General features: G+C 73.6%; 17 protein-coding genes and 1 pseudogene. 14 read left to right on the top strand and 4 right to left on the bottom strand.

The window, feature by feature from the left end; translation table 11 throughout:
- Positions 1-431: 431 nt before the first annotated feature.
- The 7 genes and pseudogenes from ssd to V6D49_RS14690 form a co-directional block, all read left to right on the top strand.
- A complete protein-coding gene (ssd, locus tag V6D49_RS14660; RefSeq protein ID WP_340560152.1) occupies positions 432-1553 on the top strand; it encodes a septum site-determining protein Ssd in 1122 nt (373 codons plus the stop codon).
- The gene (locus tag V6D49_RS14665; protein ID WP_340560154.1) at positions 1550-2758 is read left to right on the top strand and encodes a TadA family conjugal transfer-associated ATPase; all 1209 of its coding nucleotides are present in this window, start codon (positions 1550-1552) and stop codon (positions 2756-2758) included. The genes ssd and V6D49_RS14665 overlap by 4 nt, the downstream gene beginning before the upstream one ends.
- 62 nt (positions 2759-2820) lie before the next feature.
- Positions 2821-3699 (top strand): type II secretion system F family protein, encoded by an 879-nt coding sequence (locus V6D49_RS14670; RefSeq protein WP_340564010.1) that lies wholly within the window; start codon positions 2821-2823, stop codon positions 3697-3699.
- Positions 3689-4507 carry a type II secretion system F family protein gene (locus V6D49_RS14675; protein WP_340560156.1) on the top strand — a complete coding sequence of 273 codons (819 nt, stop codon included), beginning with the start codon at positions 3689-3691 and terminating at the stop codon, positions 4505-4507. The genes V6D49_RS14670 and V6D49_RS14675 overlap by 11 nt, the downstream gene beginning before the upstream one ends.
- A gap of 93 nt (positions 4508-4600) precedes the next feature.
- Entirely contained in the window at positions 4601-4801 is a 201-nt protein-coding gene (locus V6D49_RS14680) for a DUF4244 domain-containing protein (RefSeq protein WP_340560157.1), read from the top strand.
- A complete protein-coding gene (locus V6D49_RS14685) occupies positions 4788-5129 on the top strand; it encodes a TadE family type IV pilus minor pilin (protein WP_340560159.1) in 342 nt (113 codons plus the stop codon). Before V6D49_RS14680 ends, V6D49_RS14685 begins: the two co-directional genes overlap by 14 nt.
- Positions 5113-5409 (top strand): annotated as a pseudogene (locus V6D49_RS14690) (Rv3654c family TadE-like protein); the annotation flags it as partial. The gene V6D49_RS14685 and the pseudogene V6D49_RS14690, both read left to right, overlap by 17 nt.
- Positions 5410-5517: 108 nt before the next feature.
- On the opposite strand, the gene V6D49_RS14695 reads toward V6D49_RS14690, so the two are convergent.
- A complete protein-coding gene (locus V6D49_RS14695) occupies positions 5518-8001 on the bottom strand; it encodes a DEAD/DEAH box helicase (protein ID WP_340560160.1) in 2484 nt (827 codons plus the stop codon).
- A gap of 81 nt (positions 8002-8082) precedes the next feature.
- On the opposite strand from V6D49_RS14695, the gene V6D49_RS14700 reads away from it, so the two are divergent.
- The 6 genes from V6D49_RS14700 to V6D49_RS14725 all read left to right on the top strand — a co-directional run bounded on the left by V6D49_RS14700 (position 8083) and on the right by V6D49_RS14725 (position 14562).
- Positions 8083-8424: an STAS domain-containing protein gene (locus V6D49_RS14700; RefSeq protein WP_191209393.1), complete on the top strand. Its 342-nt coding sequence runs from the start codon at positions 8083-8085 to the stop codon at positions 8422-8424.
- A gap of 118 nt (positions 8425-8542) precedes the next feature.
- Positions 8543-8983 carry an ATP-binding protein gene (locus V6D49_RS14705; RefSeq protein ID WP_340560161.1) on the top strand — a complete coding sequence of 147 codons (441 nt, stop codon included), beginning with the start codon at positions 8543-8545 and terminating at the stop codon, positions 8981-8983.
- Between the two features lie 349 nt (positions 8984-9332).
- The gene (locus V6D49_RS14710; protein WP_340560162.1) at positions 9333-11723 is read left to right on the top strand and encodes a sodium-translocating pyrophosphatase; all 2391 of its coding nucleotides are present in this window, start codon (positions 9333-9335) and stop codon (positions 11721-11723) included.
- 197 nt (positions 11724-11920) lie between these two features.
- Complete coding sequence (locus V6D49_RS14715; RefSeq protein ID WP_340560163.1) at positions 11921-12496, top strand: small secreted protein; 576 nt, start codon at positions 11921-11923, stop codon at positions 12494-12496.
- Between the two features lie 170 nt (positions 12497-12666).
- Positions 12667-14199: a DUF7059 domain-containing protein gene (locus tag V6D49_RS14720; protein WP_340560164.1), complete on the top strand. Its 1533-nt coding sequence runs from the start codon at positions 12667-12669 to the stop codon at positions 14197-14199.
- 156 nt (positions 14200-14355) lie between these two features.
- Complete coding sequence (locus tag V6D49_RS14725; protein WP_340560165.1) at positions 14356-14562, top strand: hypothetical protein; 207 nt, start codon at positions 14356-14358, stop codon at positions 14560-14562.
- Between the two features lie 142 nt (positions 14563-14704).
- On the opposite strand, the gene V6D49_RS14730 is transcribed toward V6D49_RS14725, so the two are convergent.
- The 3 genes from V6D49_RS14730 to V6D49_RS14740 form a co-directional block, all read right to left on the bottom strand.
- Positions 14705-14953, bottom strand: coding sequence for a TM2 domain-containing protein (locus V6D49_RS14730; RefSeq protein ID WP_191209399.1), 249 nt, complete (start codon positions 14951-14953; stop codon positions 14705-14707).
- Between the two features lie 242 nt (positions 14954-15195).
- The gene (locus V6D49_RS14735; RefSeq protein WP_340560166.1) at positions 15196-15615 is read right to left on the bottom strand and encodes a DUF2752 domain-containing protein; all 420 of its coding nucleotides are present in this window, start codon (positions 15613-15615) and stop codon (positions 15196-15198) included.
- 7 nt (positions 15616-15622) lie between these two features.
- Complete coding sequence (locus V6D49_RS14740; protein ID WP_340560167.1) at positions 15623-16024, bottom strand: TM2 domain-containing protein; 402 nt, start codon at positions 16022-16024, stop codon at positions 15623-15625.
- 509 nt (positions 16025-16533) lie between these two features.
- On the opposite strand from V6D49_RS14740, the gene topA reads away from it, so the two are divergent.
- Positions 16534-19374, top strand: coding sequence for a type I DNA topoisomerase (gene topA / locus V6D49_RS14745; protein WP_340560168.1), 2841 nt, complete (start codon positions 16534-16536; stop codon positions 19372-19374).
- Positions 19375-19412 lie beyond the last annotated feature (38 nt).

Consider the following 19412-nt stretch of genomic DNA (forward strand, 5'->3'; position numbering starts at 1 on the left):
GGGTTTGCCTGAGAGGGCTCTCGGGTACACCATGGAAGTCACGGATCGTTCGCGACCGTGCTAACCCGGTTCGACTCCTCCCCCCCCCCGAGTCGACCGAGGAAGACGACCCCCGCTCTCCCCCCCGGCGGGGGTCGTCGCATGTCCGGGGGCTTTTTCGCGTGCTGCCACGGGCCTGCCGCGGGTCGGCGTGCCTCCGGCCGTCACCGGGTCGAGTCGGCCGCCACCCATCAAACACGTAACCGAACGTAATCGTTGATGTGCTCTCCGGATGTCACCGGGACGGGTGGCGAAGTTATTCACAACCGTTGAGTTCTCCACAGATTTGGACCAAGATCCCCGGAATTTTCCGAGGTTCTGCACGGTGATTGCGCACGGCCTCCGCGGGTGTTCGCGGATGCGAGAGTGCGAAGCCGGAAGGAGAAGGCCCGATGGCCGAATCCCGTGTGGAACCGATCCTGATCGTCTCTGAGGACGCACAGCTTCTCGACGACCTGCTGCGTTTGTGTGCCGCCGCCGGGGCTGAAGCGGAAGTGGCGCACGGTGCACCCGTGAACGAAGAGGCGTGGCGCGCCGCGCCTCTCGTCCTCGTCGGCGACGACCGCGCCGAGCGGCTGCGCTCGTCCGGCGGGCGTCCACCGCGCCGCCCGGGCGTCCTGCTCGTCAGCCGCGACCCGAAGGACCGGGGCGTGTGGGAGCGCGGCGTCGGGGCCGGTGCGGAGCAGGTGGTCTTCCTGCCCGACTCCGAAGCCTGGCTGGCGGGTCGTATCGCCGACGCCACCGAGGGCACGGCCGAGCCGGCACTCACCCTCGGGGTCGTCGGCGGCCGGGGCGGTGCGGGCGCGTCCACCCTGGCCTGCGCCCTGGCCGTGACGGCCGCCCGAGCCGGCGTCCGCTCCGTCCTGATCGACGCGGACCCCCTCGGCGGCGGGCTCGACGTGCTGCTCGGCGGGGAGACGGCGGACGGATCACGCTGGCCCGCGTTCAGCCGGTCGCGTGGCCGGGTAGGCGCCGTCGCGCTGGAGGAGTCCCTTCCGATGCTGCACGGGGTGCGCGTCCTCAGCCAGGGCCGAGGTGACGGCGGCGGCACCGAAACGGGAGCACCGCTCTCCGACGCCGTACGTTCCGACGCCCTGCGTTCCGTCCTGGCCGCCGCGCGGCGGCGCGGCGGTGTGGTCGTCGTGGATCTTCCGCGGCGGGTCGACGACACGACCGCGGAGGCGCTCGCCCAACTCGACATGGGGCTGCTCGTCGTCCCCGCCGAACTGCGCGCCGTCGCCGCCTCCGGCCGGGTGGCCGCGCAGTTCACCACGGCACTGACCGATCTGCGCGCGCTCGTGCTCCGTCCCTCCACCTCGGGGTTGGACGGCTGCGAGGTCGCCCGGCTGCTGCGGCTTCCCCTGGTCGGCGAGCTGAGCGCCGAGGACGGGCTGCCCCTCGCGGTCGAGCGCGGCGTCCCGCCCGGCGGCACCCCCGGGCCGTTGGCCCGCTTCTGCGTCGCCTTCTGGGAGCACGCCCTGCCGGCCCGACAGCGGGGGAGCGTGACGGCATGACGACGCCCGCCCTGCCGACCACGACGCAGCGGACACGCCCCGACGGCGCGTCACCCGAGCTCGTCGACGCCGTGCGGACGCGGCTCGCCGCCTCCGGTGCGGAGCCCAGCCCCGCCGCCGTGGCGGCCGCCCTGCGCGCACAGGGGCGGCTGCTGGGGGACAGCGCCGTTCTCACAGTGGTCACCGCCCTGCGTTCGGAGCTGATCGGCAGCGGCCCGCTCGAACCGCTCCTCGCCGATCCCGCCGTCACCGACGTCCTCGTCAACGGGCCCGACACGGTCTGGGTCGACCGGGGGAGCGGTCTGGAGCGCACGACCGTGCGCTTCCCGGACGCCGCCGCCGTCCGCCGCCTGGCCCAGCGGCTCGCCTCGGCCGCCGGCCGTCGGCTGGACGACGCCCGCCCCTGGGCCGACGCCCGGCTGCCCGACGGGACGAGGCTCCACGCCGTCCTGCCGCCCGTCGCCGTCGACGCGCCCTGTCTCTCGCTTCGGGTCGTCCGACCACGGGCCTTCGCCCTGAGCGAGCTGGTCACCGCCGGCACGCTGCCGCCGGGGGGTGACGGGCTGCTGCGCGCGGTGCTGGACGCGCGGCTGTCGTTCCTCGTCTCCGGAGGGACCGGCACGGGCAAGACGACCCTCCTGAGCGCGCTGCTCGGCCTGGTCGGCCACGGGGAACGCATCGTCCTCGCCGAGGACTCGGCCGAGCTGCGCCCCGACCATCCGCACGTCGTGCGGCTGGAGGCCCGCCCGGCCAACCAGGAGGGCGCGGGCCGGGTGGACCTGCGGGACCTCGTCCGCCAGGCCCTGCGGATGCGGCCCGATCGCCTGGTCGTCGGCGAGGTCCGGGGCAGCGAGGTGCTCGATCTCCTCGCCGCCCTGAACACCGGACACGAAGGAGCCGCGTGCACCGTCCACGCCAACGCCGCCGCTGACGTACCCGCCCGCCTGGAGGCGCTCGGCATGACCGCCGGGCTCGACCGGGCGGCCCTGCACAGTCAGCTGGCGGCGGCGCTCTCCCTGGTGGTGCACCTCGTCAGGGACCGCTCCGGGCGGCGCCGCGTCGCCGAGATCCACGTCCTCGAACGACGCCCGGACGGGCTGGTCGGCACGGTGCCCGCAGCGCTGTGGGCACCCGCGGGCTTCACCCGGGCCGTCGGCTGGACCCGGTTGCGCGAGCTGTGTGAGCGCGGCGGAGGCACGCCGTGACGGGGTCGGGCCGTCCGGAGGCCGCCTACGCGGCGCTGCTGTGCGTCGGTGCCGCTGTCTGGATGGTCGGCGGACCGGATCCGTCGGTCCGCCGCGCCCGGCTGCTGTTCGCCGGAGGTGGTCCGGAGGGAGCGGCGGGCCTGCTGCGCCGTGCGCTCCCGTCCTCCCTCCGGGCCTCGGAGACGGCGGCCCGGCTGCGAGCACGGGCCGGCCCGCACTGGCTCTGCCCGCTGGCGGGGGCGGGCCTGGGGCTCCTGGGCGAATCCGCCCTGCCGGTGCTGGCCGGGGCCGTGGCCACGCCCCTCGTCGGCCGCTGGAGGCGCGCCGGGGAGCGGCGCCGGGTGGCGGAGCGGCGGGAGGCCGCCGTGATCGAGCTGTGCGCCGCGCTGGCCGCCGAGGTGCGGGCCGGTCGCCAGCCCGAGCAGGCGCTGCCGGCCGTCATCGAGATCGGCGGTGCCGCGCTCGGCGGGCCGGGGGCCGACGTCCTCGCGGCGGTCCGGTTCGGCGGCGACGTCCCGGCCGCCCTGCGCCGAGCGGCCGAGCTGCCCGGCGCCGGGGGGCTGGCCGGTGTCGCGGCGTGCTGGCGGGTGGCCGTCGACGGCGGCGCGGGCCTGGCCGACGGGCTGGACCGCGTGGCCGGGGCCCTGCGCGCGGAACGGGACCAGCGGGAGGAGCTGCGGGCCCAGCTCGCCGGGCCACGTGCCACCGCGGTGACCCTGGCCCTGCTCCCGGTCTTCGGGGTGCTGCTGGGGACGGCCATGGGGGCGGAGCCCCTGCGCTTCCTGCTGCACTCCCCGGCCGGGTGGGTCCTGCTCGCGGGCGCCGTCCTTCTGGAGTGCGCGGGCCTCGCCTGGACACGGCGGATCGTTCAGGTCGCCGAAGGTGCCCGGTCGGCGCGCTCCGCCCGGTCGGTGGCAGGAAGGCGCGCTCATGAACGGTGACGCCGCGCACAGCCTGTGGACGGTCGCGCTGCCGGTCGCGGTCGCCGCCCTCACCCTCGCGCCCCCGGCCGCCTCGGCGGTCTCGGCGCGCCGCCGTGCCAGGGGCGTCCGCCGTCGGCTGGCCGCGTCGCTCGGCACCGGCGGAGCACCGGTGCGGTCGCGGAGGCGTCGCCCCCGGGCGGGGCCCTGGGACCGGATGCGCCGACCCGCACGGTACACCGCGCTGGCTGCCGGGAGCGGAGCGCTCGTCCTCCTGGCCGTCGGCGGTGTCGGTGGAGCGCTGGCGGCGGCGTGCGTCGCCTTCGGCACCGGGCGCTGGCTGCGGACGCGCACCACCCGGGCCGAGCAGGCGGCGCACCGGGCGCGGGAACACGAGGTGGCCGAGCAGCTCCCTCTCACCGCCGAGTTGCTGGCGGCCTGCCTGGCTGCGGGATCCGCGCCGACGGCGGCGGCACGAGCGGTCGGCGAGTGCGTGGGAGGCCCCCTGGGCCAACAGCTGAGCCGGACCTGCGCCGAGCTGCGGCTCGGCGCCGACCCACCGACCGCCTGGGCCGGTGTGGCGCGGCTGCCGGGAGCCGCGTCGCTGGCCCGCTGCCTGGAGCGGGCCCACCGCTCCGGTGCCCCCGCCGTCGCGCACGTCGGCCGACTGGCCGAGGAGTGCCGGGCGAGCCGGGCCCGGACGGCTCAGGCCCGGGCCCGGCGTGCCGGTGTCCTCGTCACCGGACCCCTGGCGCTGTGTTTCCTCCCCGCCTTCCTCCTGGCGGGCGTCGCACCCGTCGTCGTCGGGCTCGGCCGGGCCCTCCTGTGACCCGCCCCCGCGCCCCGAACCCACCCCGACCACCCGAACCCACCCCGACCACCCGGACCGATCCCCACACGACCCACGAGAAGGACGAGACCCATGCGCGACACGAAACTCCGCGCCGCCTGGCGCGCCCTGCGCGGCCGGAACCGCGACAGCGGCATGAGCACCGCCGAGTACGCCGTCGGGACGATCGCCGCCTGCGGCTTCGCGGCGGTCCTCTACACGGTGGTGACCAGCGAGCCGGTCAGCTCGGCGATGCAGCAACTGGTCGAGAGAGCCCTCGATGCGAGCTTCTGACGACCGTGGGCAGGCCACGGCTGAGACGGCCGCCGTGGTCCCGTGCCTCGCCCTGCTCCTCACGATGATGATGTGGGGCCTGCTCGTGGCCGCCGCCCAGATCCAGTGCGTGGACGCCGCCCGGGCCGGTGCCCGGGCGGCCGCCCGGGGAGAAGCCCGGGCGACGGCACTCGCCGCCGCCCGTGCCGTGGCGCCGGAGGGCGCACGGGTGAGCCTTTCCCGGCGCGGGGAGGAGCTGCGGGTCCGCGTCACCGCCCGGCCGCCCGGCCCCGGGCCCCTGACCGTCGGTGTCCAGGCGGAGGCGGTGGCCCATGTCGAGGGTGGCTGACCGGAGCCCGGACCGCACGCGCGGGGCGGACCGGGGCGCTGCCACGGTGTGGGCCGTCACCTGCACGGCCCTGCTGTGCACCCTGTTCACCGGGCTGCTCGGCATGGGGCAGGCCGTCTCCGTCCGGCACCGCGCCGCGGCGGCGGCCGACCTCGCGGCCCTCGCCGCCGCCGAGCACGCGCTGCTCGGGGAGGACCGGGCGTGCGCCATGGCCCGGCGGGTCGCCTCGGCGCAGGGCGCCCGCGTGGTGCGGTGTGCGGTGCGGGGCCTGGTCGCCGACCTCACGGCCGAGGTCCGCTGGGGTCCGTACGCGCCACGGATCCGCGCCCGGGCCGGTCCCGGCCGAGCGGCCCCGGACGCCGGGGCGTACGCGTCCACCCCGGCCGGGTCAGCCGGCTTCCCGCAGCAGCTCCGTCAGCAACCGCAGAGCACCCCGCTTGTCCAGCGGATCGTTCCCGTTGCCGCACTTCGGCGACTGGATACAGGAGGGGCAACCGCTGGCGCACTCGCAGGACGCGATGGCTTCGCGGGTGGCCGTCAGCCATGCGCGCGCCGTGTGGAAGGCCCGCTCCGCGAACCCCGCGCCGCCGGGGTGCCCGTCGTAGACGAAGACGGTGGGCAGCAGCGTGTCCGGATGCAGGGGCACCGAGACGCCGCCGATGTCCCAGCGGTCGCACGTGGCGAACAGCGGCAACATGCCGATCGAGGCGTGCTCGGCGGCGTGGAGCGCGCCGCCGAGGATCTCCGGCGCGATGCCCGCCGCCTCCAACTGGTCCTCGGTGACGGTCCACCACACCGCGCGGGTGCGCAGCGTGCGCGGGGGCAGGTCCAGCCGGGTCTCGCCCAGCACCTCGCCGGTGATCAGCTTGCGCCGCAGATAGGAGACGACCTGGTTGGTGACCTCCACCGACCCGAAGCACAGGCGCGCCCCGCCCCACGGCACCTCGGTGTCCGTCTCCAGCACGGTGATCGCCGTGGTGTCCCGGGCCATGGTCGTCCACGGAGGGCTGGCCTCCTCCACGAGGGCCACCGAGCCGTCGGGCTCCTCCAGGTCCAGCTCCCGCACCACGTAGCTGCGCCCCTGGTGGAGATGGACGGCGCCCTCGTGCACGGTCGTGTGCGCGGCGGCGGCGTCGACGGTGCCCAGCAGCCGCCCGGTGCCGCTCTCGACCACCTGGACGGGACGCCCGCCCTGCCCCCGGATGTCGGCCAGGTCGGCGGCGCGTCCTCGGCTCGTCCAGTACCAGGCGGCGCCCCGCCGGCGCAGCAGCCGACGCCGTTCGAGCTGCGGCATCAGCGCGGCGGCGCCCGGGGAGAAGAGGGCGAGGTCGGTGTCGGTGAGCGGCAGCTCGGCGGCGGCGGCGCACAGGTGCGGGGCGAGGACGTACGGGTTGTCCGGGTCGAGGACGGTGGTCTCGACGGGCTGGGCGAAGATCGCCTCCGGGTGGTGCACGAGGTACGTGTCCAGCGGGTCGTCGCGGGCGACCAGGACGGCGAGTGCGCCCTGCCCGCGACGCCCGGCGCGGCCGGCCTGCTGCCACAGGGAGGCCCGGGTGCCGGGGTAGCCGGCGAGCAGGACGGCGTCCAGGCCCGAGACGTCCATGCCGAGTTCCAGGGCCGTCGTGGCGGCGAGTCCCAGGAGGTCTCCGCTGTGCAGCGCCCGTTCGAGCGAGCGTCGCTCCTCGGGGAGGTAGCCGCCCCGGTAGGCGGCGACACGCCCGGGCAGCGCGCGGTCCACGTCGGCCAGCCGCTCCTTGGCCAGGACCGAGATGAGCTCGGCGCCGCGCCGGGAACGGACGAAGGCGACGGTGCGGACGCCGCCGACGGTGAGGTCGGTCAGCAGCTCGGCCGTCTCGGCCGTGGCCGTGCGTCGCACCGGTGCCCCCCGCTCGCCGCGCAGGTCGGTCAGGGGCGGCTCCCACAGGGCGAAGACCAGCTCGCCCCGGGGCGAGGCGTCCTCGGTGATCTCGGTGACGGGGAGGCCGGTCAGTCGGGACGCGGCCCGCCCGGGCTCGGCGGCGGTGGCGGAGGCCAGCAGGAAGGCCGGCTCGGCGCCGTAGCGCGCGGCCACCCGCCGCAGCCGCCGGAGGACATGGGCCACGTGGGAGCCGAAGACACCCCGGTAGGTGTGGCACTCGTCCACGACGACGTAGCGCAGCGCGCGCAGGAAGGAGGACCAGCGGGCGTGCCCGGGCAGGATGCCCCGGTGGAGCATGTCCGGATTGGTGAGCACGTAGTTCGCGTACTGCCGGACCCACTCCCGCTCCTCGGGCGGCGTGTCACCGTCGTAGACGGCCGGCCGGACCGCATCGCCCAGCGGGGCGGCCAGCTCGGCCAGTGCCCGGCGCTGGTCCGCCGCGAGCGCCTTGGTCGGCGCGAGGTACAGGGCGGTGGCGCCGCGACCGCCCGGTCGCTTCGCGCCGTCCACGAGCGCGCTGAGCGCCGGGACGGTGTAGGCGAGGGACTTGCCGGACGCCGTCCCGGTGGCGACGACGACGGACTCGCCGAGCAGGGCCCGCTCGACGGTACGTGCCTGGTGCTCCCATGGCCGGTCGATCCCGGCGGCCCGCACGGCGGCGATCACTTCCGGCCGAATCGGAGCAGGCCAGTCCGCATGACGACCCGCTCGTGCGGGCAGGTGCTCCGTATGGGTGATGCGTGCGGAGCGCGTGCCCCCGGCGGTGAGTTGTGCGAGCACCGACCGGGGTGACGCGGCGTCGGTGCGGGCGCCCGCGACGCGCGGGTGCCGGGCGCCGAGTTCGTCGAACCCGTCGGGGCTCTCGGGGTCGTCTGGGGTACCTGGGTTCCGGGCCATCGGCACCGAGTGTGTCACCGGCGCGGCCGACAATGGCGGCAAGGCGTCGTGCACCATCGCACTGAAGTGATTGAATGCCCCTGCGGCTGCCGATCCATGGGGGGCGACCGCTCGCTTGCAAGGTGCTGGAGGAGATCCGTGGACCTGTCCTTGTCGACCCGGACCGTCGGTGATCGCACGATCGTCGACGTTGGCGGCGAGATCGATGTGTACACCGCGCCAAAGCTGCGCGAGCAGCTCGTGGAACTGGTGAACGATGGAAACTTCCACCTCGTGGTGGACATGGAGCGTGTCGAGTTCCTCGACTCCACCGGCCTCGGTGTGCTGGTGGGCGGGCTCAAGCGGGTCCGTGCCCACGAGGGGTCGCTGCGTCTGGTGTGCAACCAGGAGCGCATCCTGAAGATTTTCCGGATCACCGGGCTCACGAAGGTGTTCCCGATCCACAACTCAGTCGACGAGGCCGTCGCGGCCACCGACTGACGCCGCTTCACCGAAGACCCTCGGGTGGACGCCCGGGGGCAGCGCTCCAGGGAGCGGGGGCCGGTCGCGTACCGCCCGCCCCTGGACGACGCACCCGTACCACCGTCAGGGGGATGGCATGGCCACCGTCGAACTGCGTTTCAGCGCCCTTCCGGAGCATGTGCGCACCGCGCGGCTGGTCGCTGCGGCCGTCGCCCGCCGTGCCGGAGTGGACGAGGCGGTGCTCGACGAGGTCCGGCTGGCCGTGGGCGAGGCGTGCAGTCGCGCCGTGGGCCTGCACCGGAGCGGGGGCCTGGAGTCCCCCGTCCGGGTGGCGCTGATCGAGGACGAGAAGGCCTTCTCCATCGAGGTGGGGGACGACGCCTCCGCCGCCTCCGGTCGCGTCCCCGGAGCGCGTGACACCGAGACGCCCGCCCGGGCGGAAGCCGCCGATGCCGACAGCGACATGGGGCTCGCGGTGATCAGCGGCCTGGTGGACGACGTCGAGGTCACCGCCGATGAGCGCGGTGGCCTGATCCGGATGTCCTGGCCCACCACCACGGCGGCCGTCCTCCCCTGAGTCGACACCCTGCACGAAGCGGCGCCCGCCCCTGTGGTCGGCGCCGTTCTTCGTGTGACCTCCGCTTCTCCTTCCGCCACGCCCGTTCCGGTGCGGTGGTGGCGATGGGTGCGGGGCGTCGAATTTCTCACCGGAAGATCGTTAAACAGATCATTTTCTCGGTGTCAGTAAATGACGCCCCGTCCTCCTTGTGAGTGAATTCTCAAAGCGGCGTGCCTATTGATCTTCGCTGATGCAGGCGAATTCCCGTTACCGCGCCCTGTTTCCCGGCGCCGGTGATCCCTAGAATCCGCCACATCTTTCCCGCACGCCATGAGCGCACTCACGTGCCACACGTCAAGGAGGACGAATGGCGGGGCAACTTCCCCCACTTCACAACCATCACCAGCTGGCCGCGGACGCCGTACTCACCTCCGGCAACCGCAGCCTGGTGCTGGTGATCGCCGTCATCGCCGCCGCCGCCCTCGTCGTCGCCGTGGTGCTGCTGCGCCAGGTGCTCGCGGCCGGCGAGGGCACGGACGGCATGAAGAAGATCGCAGCCGCGGTACAGGAAGGCGCGAACGCGTATCTCGCCCGGCAGCTGCGCACGCTCGGCGTATTCGCCGTCGTCGTGTTCTTCCTGCTCATGCTGCTCCCCGCGGACGACATGAATCAGCGCGTCGGCCGTTCGCTGTTCTTCCTGGTCGGTGCGTTCTTCTCGGCGGCCACCGGGTATATCGGCATGTGGCTCGCGGTCCGGAGCAACGTCCGGGTCGCGGCGGCGGCCCGGGAGGCGAGTTCGAGCGCCGGTGGTCCGGAAAAGGATCTCGTCGCCGTTTCGCACAACGCGATGAAGATCGCTTTTCGTACCGGTGGCGTCGTCGGCATGTTCACCGTCGGTCTGGGCCTGCTCGGGGCGTCCTGTGTGGTGCTCGTCTACACCGCCGACGCGCCCAAGGTGCTGGAAGGCTTCGGTCTGGGCGCCGCTCTGATCGCCATGTTCATGCGTGTCGGCGGCGGCATCTTCACCAAGGCCGCCGACGTCGGCGCCGACCTGGTGGGCAAGGTCGAGCAGGGCATCCCCGAGGACGACCCGCGCAACGCCGCCACCATCGCGGACAACGTGGGCGACAACGTCGGCGACTGCGCCGGTATGGCGGCAGACCTGTTCGAGTCCTACGCCGTCGTACTCGTCGCCAGCCTCATCCTGGGCACCGTCGCCTTCGGTGACGCGGGCCTCGCCTTCCCGCTGCTCGTCCCGGCCATCGGCGTCATCACCGCGATGATCGGCGTCTTCGTCGTCGCTCCCCGGCGCACGGACCGCAGCGGCATGACGGCCATCAACCGCGGCTTCTTCATCTCGGCCGTCATCTCCCTGGCGCTCGTCGCCGCCGCGTCCTACGCCTACCTGCCGGCGACCTTCGCGGAGCTCGACAACGTCGGGGACAGCGAGATCGCCGCCCACAGCGGTGACCCGCGGCTCATCGCGCTCGTCGCGGTGGCCATCGGCATCGTGCTGGCCGCGCTCATCCAGCAGCTCACCGGGTACTTCACCGAGACCACCCGCAAGCCGGTCAAGGACGTCGGCCGCTCGTCGCTGACGGGCCCGGCCACCGTCGTGCTCTCCGGCATCTCCCTCGGCCTGGAGTCGGCCGTCTACACGGCGCTGCTCATCGGCCTCAGCGTGTACGGCGCGTTCCTCCTGGGCGGTGCGTCGATCATGCTCGCCCTGTTCGCGGTGGCGCTCGCGGGCACCGGCCTGCTGACCACGGTCGGCGTCATCGTGGCCATGGACACGTTCGGCCCGGTGTCCGACAACGCCCAGGGCATCGCCGAGATGTCCGGTGACGTGGAGGGCCCGGGGGCGCAGGTCCTCACCGACCTGGACGCCGTCGGCAACACCACGAAGGCCATCACCAAGGGCATCGCCATCGCGACGGCCGTGCTGGCGGCGGCCGCTCTCTTCGGCTCCTACCGGGAGGCCTTCGAGACGGAGGCGGCCAAGGTGGGCGCGGCGGCCGACGAACTGGGACTCAGCCTGGACATCGCGCAGCCGAACAACCTCGTGGGCCTGATCCTCGGCGCCTCCGTGGTCTTCCTCTTCTCCGGCCTCGCGATCAACGCCGTGTCCCGTTCGGCGGGCGCGGTGGTCTACGAGGTGCGCCGCCAGTTCCGGGAGCGGCCCGGGATCATGGACTACACGGAGAAGCCGGAGTACGGCCGTGTCGTGGACATCTGCACGAAGGACGCCCTGCGCGAGCTGGCCACGCCGGGTCTGCTGGCCGTGATGGCGCCCATCGCCGTGGGCTTCACCCTCGGCGTCGGCGCGCTGGCCTCGTTCCTGGCCGGGGCGATCGGCACCGGCATCCTCATGGCGGTGTTCCTGGCGAACTCCGGGGGCGCCTGGGACAACGCGAAGAAGCTCGTGGAGGACGGGCACCACGGTGGCAAGGGGAGCGAGGCGCACGCGGCGACCGTCATCGGCGACACCGTGGGCGACCCGTTCAAGGACACCGCCGGCCCGGCGATCAACCCGCTGCTCAAGGTCATGAACCTGGTGGCGCTGCTGATCGCCCCCGCGATCGTGACGCTCTCCTACGGCGACGACGCGAGCCCCGGCGTCCGGGCCGTGGTCGCGGTGCTGGCCATGGCCGTCATCATCGGCTCCGTCTACGTCTCCAAGCGGCGTGGCTCGGTGATGGAGGGCGACGGCGCGGCCGAGCGGCAGGCGTCGTCGGCGGATCCCGTCACGGCTCCGTGACGGGCTGACCCGCGGGCGGGGGCGGACGGCGCACCCTGGGCGCGCCGTCCGCCCTCGGCATGCCGGGGCCACGTCCGGGGGTGGGACAAAATGGCTGCGGTAAGGCCGGAAGCGGATCAACCGTGCCCGCACGCGCCGTCGAAGCCGCCGCGACGTGTATCTTCCGGCGCGGTAGCCATGAAGGGATGGGTCAACCGGTGAACAAGAAGCTTGCCTTGGTGCTCAGCACCGGCGCGGTCCTCGCGATGACGATGACCGGCTGCGGTGACGACACGGACGCCGAGACCCGCGCGTGGGCGGAGAAGGTCTGCGGCGAGGTGGAGCCGCAGGTCGAGAAGATCCAGAACGCCAACGAGACGATCGCCGAGGCCAGTGAGGCGGACGCCAGCTCCGCCGAGGTCCAGGAGGCGGACTCGGCGGCCTTCCAGCAGCTCTCGGAGGCGTACGGCGCGCTGGCCGACGCCATCGACGAGGCGGGCGACCCGCCGGTGGACGACGGCGCCGAGCTGCGGGAGAACGCGGTGGAGGAGCTCAACGACATCTCCACCGCCTACGAGGGCCTGAAGGAGCGGATCGACGGCCTCGACACGGAGGACCAGTCCGCGTTCGCCGACGGACTGGCCGGGATCGCGGAGGAGCTGCAGCAGCTCGGCCGCAGCGGTGACGAGGCGCTGAACACGCTGCAGTCCGGTGAACTGGGCCAGGCCATCTCCGAGCAGGAGGGCTGCCAGCGGCCCGTGACGGCCTCCCCGGAAGCCTCCGGCGACGCGTAGGGGGCACGGCGGTCCCCGGCGCCCGGGGCCCGTACGGCGGCATGGGACGGTGCGGCGGGCGGCGCGGCGTCGGTCGGAGGCCGGTGGGTGCTGCGGCGTCAGAGGCCCGCGAGCCGCGCCGTGCTGACGGGGCAGCGCCCGTCACCGCGCGCAGGCAGCACAATGGAGCGGTGAGTACGCATCCCCTGCCCACCGTCACCGACGCGACCTCCGACCGCCTGCGCGAGGCGTTCCTGACCGCCGACTTCACCGTGGACGGCTTGCTGGAGCTCCTCGGCGCCCCGGCCTACGCCGCTCTCGCCCGCAGCGAGACCGTTCCCGCGCTGCGGGCCACGCGCGGCGGGAGCCCGCTGGAGGTGCTAGTGCGGCTGTTCCTGCTCCAGGAACCCGTGGCGCGGGCCCGGGCGGAGTCGGTGCTGCCGCTGGCGCCCGCCCTGGCCGACGGGTGGCTGACCGGCGGTGACGGCGACGACGTGCGCGCCTCCGTCGACGTGCGCCCCTACGGCGGCCCGGAGGGCGAGGACTGGTGGATCGTCTCCGACCTGGGGTGTGCCGTCGGCGGCGCCAGCGGCGTCGGTCACCGGGACGCGGACGTGGTGCTCGGGGTGGGCGGAGCGTCGACGACGCTGGCCGGGATCACCGTCCGCAGGCCCGTGCGCCGCGCCCTGGACCTCGGGACCGGGTCCGGGATCCAGGCGCTGCACGCGGCCCGCCACGCGTCGCACGTGACGGCCACGGACGTGAACCCCCGCGCGCTGCGCTGCGCCGCGCTCACGCTGGCGCTCTCCGGGGAGCGGGCGGCGGACTTCCGGGAGGGCTCGCTGTACGCCCCGGTCGAGGGCGCGGAACCGTTCGACCTGATCGTCTCCAACCCCCCCTTCGTCATCGCGCCGCCGCGCCGGGGGGAGGAGCGGCTGGTGTACCGGGAGGGCGGTCTGAGCGGTGACGACGTCTGCCGCACCCTCGTTCGCGACGCCGCCGCCCACCTCGCCGAGGGCGGCCACTGCCAGCTGCTGGCCAACTGGCAGCACGTGCGGGGGGAGGACTGGCGTGAGCGGCTGCGGTCCTGGCTGCCGTCCGGCTGCGACGCCTGGGTGGTGCAGCGCGAGGTGCAGGACGTCGCCCAGTACGCGGAGCTGTGGCTGCGTGACGCCGGGGACCACCGGCCCGGGCCCGAGGGCGCCGGGGAGTACGCGGCGCGGTACGACGCCTGGCTGGACGAGTTCGAGCGCACCGGTACCGAGGCCGTCGGCTTCGGCTGGATCACGCTGCGCCACTCGGGGGCCGTCGACCCGGCCGTCACGATCGAGGAGTGGTCGCACCCGGTGGAACAGCCGCTCGGCCACACGGTGGCGGGCCACTTCGCTCAGCAGGACTTCCTGCGGACCCACGACGACGCCGCCCTGCTGGCGACGCGGTTCCGGCTCGCCGAGGGGATCGTGCAGGAGCAGATCGGCCCGCCCGGCGCGGAGGACCCCGAACACGTGGTGCTGCGGCAGAGCCGTGGCATGCGCCGGGCCTCGCAGGTGGACACGGTGGGCGCGGGATTCGCCGGGGTCTGCGACGGCACGCTCCCGGCCGGACGCATCCTGGACGCCATCGCGCAGTTGGTGGGGGAGGAGCGTGCGGTGCTGCGCGACCGCACCCCGCAGGCGATCCGCCTCCTGGTGGAGCAGGGCTTCCTGCTGCCCGCCGAGGACTGACCGAGGGGCGGCGGGCGGCCGCAGGCGCCGGGGGACGGCTCGTGCGGCCCGGACGGACGGGCGGCGGTCGGTGGTCGGACGCCGTTTGTCAGCCGTTCAGCCGTTCGCCCCCGAGGCGTTCCGGCGCGGGCCGCCGCGCGGTGGCACGCTCCCCGCATGGAAAGTGCACCCGCGGCCTTCGTCGGTCTGGTCTGCGCCCTGTTCGGCGCGGCGCTGTTGCTGTGGACGGTGATACGGACGGGGCAGCGTCGTCCGGTGGTCGCCCCCACGGAGCACGTCTCCCCGTCCGGGGCCGCACTGATCGCGGCCGTCGCGGGGCTGGCGCTCACCGTGACGGGCGGGTGGCTGCTGCTCGGCCTGTGACGGTCGGGCGCCGGACCCGAGATGGGCGCCCGCGAGGCCGGGCCACCGGCGGAACCCGCCACGCCGGACCCGCGACGTGCCGGTGGCCCGGCGACCGCGGAGGTCGCCGGGCCACCGGCACGTTCACGGCTGCGCCGAGACGTCAGGGGTGCAGCACGCGGCCCTGGGCGTCGGTGCGGTCGTTGCTGGTGAGGAAGAGAATGCCGTCGATGAGCGCCCAGACGCCGAGGCCGCCGCAGGTGAGCAGCTGCGCGATGGCCATGCCGGTGTGGCCGGTGTAGAAGCGGCCGATGCCCAGGCTGCCGAGGAGCAGGGTCAGGATGCCCGCGGTGATCTTGGACTTGTCGGAGTAGGGCTGGCCGTTGGGGGCCGTGGTGCCGGCGTACGCCATGGGTGGTGCTCCTTCTGAACAGTTTGATCGGGACGCGACAACCTGAGCGCCCACGGCCGCCCAGGTACACACACGAGCGTGAGGCGGCGAAGATCTGGACATGCTTCGCCCGCGTGCGGTTGTGCAAATGGGCAACCCGTGATCAAAGCGTGATCACGGGTGCGGGTGTGAACCGGTCCGACCCGGTCGAAAGCTGACAAAGCCGCGCCGGGTGCCCGGGTCGGCTGCCGGGACACCCCGGGTCAGCCCAGGATGTTGCGCAGCACCGTCCAGGTGACGGCGACGCCCACGATCGCGAGGATGCCCCGCGTGCCGATGGCGGGCCGGTAGCGCCGTCCGCGCAGCCCCTCGATCAGCCAGCGCCCGCCGAGATAGGCGGCGCCCGGGAGGCCGAGGGTGAGCAGGACGGCGTTGTCGGCGAACGCGGCGGCCACGTCACCGTGCATGAGGTCGTACGCCATCCGGGTGCCGCCGCAGGCCGGGCAGTCCAGGCCGGTCACCCAGTTGAAGGCGCAGCGCGGCAGCAGTTGCCCCGCTTCGTGCGGGTTGGTGCCCCACAGGTACGCCGCGCCCGCGCCGCCGGCCGCCAGAGCGGCCAGCGGCGTCACGGCCGGGTGAAGCCGGCGGGTGCGCGGTTCCGGGAGTCCGGTACGCGTGAGCACGAGCGGGTCAGCTCCGCAGGATGCGGCCCTGCGCGTCGGTCGCGTCGTTCTTGGTCAGCGTCATGATGCCGTCGATGAGCGCCCAGATGCCGAGGCCGCCGCAGGTGAGCAGCTGAGCGATGCCGATGCCGACGTGACCGGTGTAGAAGCGGCCGATGCCGAGGCTGCCGACGAGGAGCGTGAGCACACCCGCAACGATCTTGGACTTGTCGGAGTACGGACGACCGTAGGGGTCGTAGCCGTACGGCGCGTTCGGGTCGCCGGTGTACTGGCCGGGGGCGACGCCGCCCGGGGCGGGCGGGGCCTGCGGGTAGCCGTAGCCGGGCTGGCCGGGGTGCTGGCCGGGCTGGCCCGGCTGCTGGCCGTAGGGGCCCTGCTGGCCGTAGGGGTTCTGCTGCGGGTCTGACACGTTCGTCCCCCGAGTGAGCGTTGTATGGGTAGTGACGCCGCCATACTGCCAGCCGTTGCGGGCCCGCAGGAACGGGGTTGTCGGCGGAGCGCCCGGGGTCACCCAGGGTGTGGTGTTCACGACAGACGCAGGTGGCCTTCGGGGGGCGCCCCCGGGTGGATTCCGTGGGTGTCGGGCACTCTTGGACGTGTCCGGACGTTTCAGCACGTACGGGCGCCGGGCCGCCGAGGGTGCCCTGGCCTTGTCGAACGGCGGTGAGGTGATTAGTCGGGTTACCGTTCGAGTGGCGTTGCTGACTTTTCCCGTTTGACAGGAGAGCGGGAGGTACGGTCACACTCCGACCCACCGGCGCGGCGCAGCACCATCCCACCGCGCCGACGTCGGACACGGGGGACGTGCACTGAGTCCTTCCCCCGTGCATGGCGTCACGCCGGACGCAGCCCCGCACCACCCCCGCACCACCCCCGCAGCGCACCCGCTGACCACCGACCGGAGAGAAGAGCGAGAAGTTGTCCCCGACCAGCGATACCGCAACGGGCGGTCGTCGACTCGTGATCGTCGAGTCGCCCGCCAAGGCGAAGACGATCAAGGGCTACCTCGGCCCTGGCTACGTCGTCGAGGCGAGCGTCGGGCACATCCGCGACCTGCCGAACGGCGCCGCAGAGGTGCCGGCCAAGTACAAGGGCGAGCCGTGGGCCCGTCTCGGCGTCAACGTGGACCACGACTTCGAGCCGCTCTACGTCGTCAACAGCGACAAGAAGGACCAGGTCAGGAAGCTCAAGGAGTTGCTGGCCGAGTCCGACGAGCTCTACCTCGCCACGGATGAGGACCGGGAGGGCGAGGCCATCGCCTGGCACCTCCAGGAGGTGCTGAAGCCCAAGGTCCCGGTGCGGCGGATGGTCTTCAACGAGATCACCAAGGACGCGATCCGCGCCGCCGTCGACAACACCCGCGACCTGGACCAGAAGCTCGTCGACGCCCAGGAGACCCGCCGCATCCTCGACCGCCTGTACGGCTACGAGGTCTCGCCGGTGCTGTGGAAGAAGGTCATGCCACGGCTCTCGGCGGGCCGGGTGCAGTCCGTGGCGACGCGGCTCGTGGTCGAGCGGGAGCGCGAGCGCATGGCGTTCCGCGCCGCCGAGTACTGGGACCTCACCGGCACCTTCGGCACCGGCCGCACCGGTGACGCGTCCGACCCGAGCACGCTGACGGCCCGGCTGACCGCCGTCGACGGCCGCCGGATCGCCCAGGGCCGCGACTTCGGCGCCGACGGGCGGCTCAAGCGTGCCGACCAGGTCCTGCACCTGGACGAGGAGACCGCCCGCGCGCTGGCCGCCGCCCTCGCGGACGTGCCGTTCGCCGTCCGGTCGGTGGAGTCCAAGCCGTACCGCCGCTCCCCCTACGCACCCTTCCGCACCACCACCCTCCAGCAGGAGGCGTCCCGCAAGCTCGGCATGGGCGCGAAGGTGACGATGCAGGTGGCGCAGCGCCTGTACGAGAACGGCTTCATCACCTACATGCGTACGGACAGCACCACGCTGTCCGAGACGGCCGTCTCCGCCGCCCGTGCCCAGGTCACGCAGCTGTACGGCGCCGACTACCTGCCGGACAAGCCGCGCTCGTACGCGGGCAAGGTCAAGAACGCGCAGGAGGCGCACGAGGCGATCCGCCCCTCCGGCGACCGGTTCCGCACCCCCGCCGAGACGGGGCTGACCGGCGAGCAGTTCCGGCTGTACGAGCTCATCTGGAAGCGGACCGTCGCCTCGCAGATGAAGGACGCCGTCGGGCAGTCCGTCACGGTGAAGGTCGCCGGACGCGCCACCGACGGCCGGGACGCCGAGTTCTCCGCCACGGGCAAGATCATCACCTTCCACGGCTTCCTCAAGGCGTACGTCGAGGGCGCGGACGACCCGAACGCCGAGCTCGACGACCGCGAGCGCCGACTGCCGCAGGTGAGCGAGGGCGACGCCCTGGGCGTCGACGAGATCACCGCCGACGGCCACTCCACCAAGCCGCCCGCCCGCTACACCGAGGCGACGCTGGTGAAGGAGCTGGAGGAGCGGGAGATCGGCCGTCCGTCCACCTACGCGTCGATCATCAGCACCATCCTGGACCGGCGGTACGTGTTCAAGAAGGGGACGGCCCTGGTGCCGTCCTTCCTCTCCTTCGCCGTCGTCGGCCTGCTGGAGAAGCACTTCGGGCGCCTCGTCGACTACGACTTCACCGCGCAGATGGAGGACGACCTCGACCGCATCGCCCGGGGTGACGCGGAGTCGGTGCCGTGGCTGCGGCGCTTCTACTTCGGCGAGGGCGAGACGACCACGGGTGGTGCCGCCGAGGCCGGGAACGGCGACGGCGACCACCTGGGCGGCCTGAAGGAACTGGTCTCCGACCTCGGCGCGATCGACGCCAAGGGCGTGTCGTCCTTCCCCGTCGGCGAGGGCATCATGCTCCGCGTCGGCCGCTACGGCCCGTACGTGGAGAAGCCCGGCCCCGAGGGCGAGACGGGACAGCGCGCCGACGTCCCCGACGACCTGCCGCCGGACGAGCTGACGGTCGAGATGGCCGAGGAGCTGTTCGCCAGGCCCAGCGGCGAGCGGGAGCTCGGCACCGACCCGGCGAGCGGCAACCCGATCGTCGCCAAGTCCGGCCGCTACGGCCCCTACGTCACCGAGGTGCTCCCCGAGGGCACCCCGAAGACGGGCAAGAACGCCGTCAAGCCCCGCACGGCGTCGCTGTTCAAGTCGATGGACCTGGACACGGTCACGCTGGAGGACGCCCTGCGGCTGCTGTCGCTGCCCCGCGTCGTCGGCGTCGACCCGGAGTCGGGCAACGAGATCACCGCGCAGAACGGACGGTACGGGCCCTACCTGAAGAAGGGCACGGACTCCCGTTCCCTGGAGACCGAGGAGCAGCTCTTCACGGTCACCCTGGAGCAGGCGCAGGCGCTCTACGCCCAGCCCAAGCAGCGGGGCCGGGCCGCCGCCAAGCCGCCGCTGAAGGAGCTGGGCAACGACCCGTTCAACGACCGCCCGGTCGTCGTCAAGGACGGCCGCTTCGGCCCCTACGTGACGGACGGCGAGACGAACGCCACGCTGCGCCGGGACGACGACGTCGAGACGATCACCAAGGAGCGCGCCTTCGAACTCCTCGCGGAGAAGCGTGCGAAGGGCCCGGCGAAGAAGACGGCGAAGAAGGCCCCCGCGAAGAAGGCGGCGCCCAAGAAGACGGCCGCCAAGAAGACCACGGCGAAGAAGACGGCGGCCAAGAAGACCACCGCCAAGAAGACCACCGCCAAGAAGACCACGGCCGCGAAGGCGGCGGCGAAGAAGACCACCGCCGGCGACTGACCCCCGCGGCGACCGGTCCAGGCGAGCACCCCCGCACC

The organism is Streptomyces sp. GSL17-111, assembly GCF_037911585.1.
Taxonomy (GTDB): Bacteria; Actinomycetota; Actinomycetes; order Streptomycetales; family Streptomycetaceae; genus Streptomyces.

Excerpts from the sequence above, each read along its gene's own strand:
- V6D49_RS14725 (WP_340560165.1), top strand. The coding sequence starts at position 14,356 with ATGGAAAGTGCACCCGCGGCCTTCGTCGGTCTGGTCTGCGCCCTGTTC.
- V6D49_RS14670 (WP_340564010.1), top strand. The coding sequence starts at position 2,821 with ATGGTCGGCGGACCGGATCCGTCGGTCCGCCGCGCCCGGCTGCTGTTC.
- V6D49_RS14710 (WP_340560162.1), top strand. The coding sequence starts at position 9,333 with ATGGCGGGGCAACTTCCCCCACTTCACAACCATCACCAGCTGGCCGCG.
- V6D49_RS14665 (WP_340560154.1), top strand. The coding sequence starts at position 1,550 with ATGACGACGCCCGCCCTGCCGACCACGACGCAGCGGACACGCCCCGAC.
- V6D49_RS14695 (WP_340560160.1), bottom strand. The coding sequence starts at position 8,001 with ATGGTGCACGACGCCTTGCCGCCATTGTCGGCCGCGCCGGTGACACAC.
- V6D49_RS14730 (WP_191209399.1), bottom strand. The coding sequence starts at position 14,953 with ATGGCGTACGCCGGCACCACGGCCCCCAACGGCCAGCCCTACTCCGAC.
- V6D49_RS14705 (WP_340560161.1), top strand. The coding sequence starts at position 8,543 with ATGGCCACCGTCGAACTGCGTTTCAGCGCCCTTCCGGAGCATGTGCGC.
- ssd (WP_340560152.1), top strand. The coding sequence starts at position 432 with ATGGCCGAATCCCGTGTGGAACCGATCCTGATCGTCTCTGAGGACGCA.
- V6D49_RS14685 (WP_340560159.1), top strand. The coding sequence starts at position 4,788 with ATGCGAGCTTCTGACGACCGTGGGCAGGCCACGGCTGAGACGGCCGCC.
- V6D49_RS14680 (WP_340560157.1), top strand. The coding sequence starts at position 4,601 with ATGCGCGACACGAAACTCCGCGCCGCCTGGCGCGCCCTGCGCGGCCGG.
- V6D49_RS14675 (WP_340560156.1), top strand. The coding sequence starts at position 3,689 with ATGAACGGTGACGCCGCGCACAGCCTGTGGACGGTCGCGCTGCCGGTC.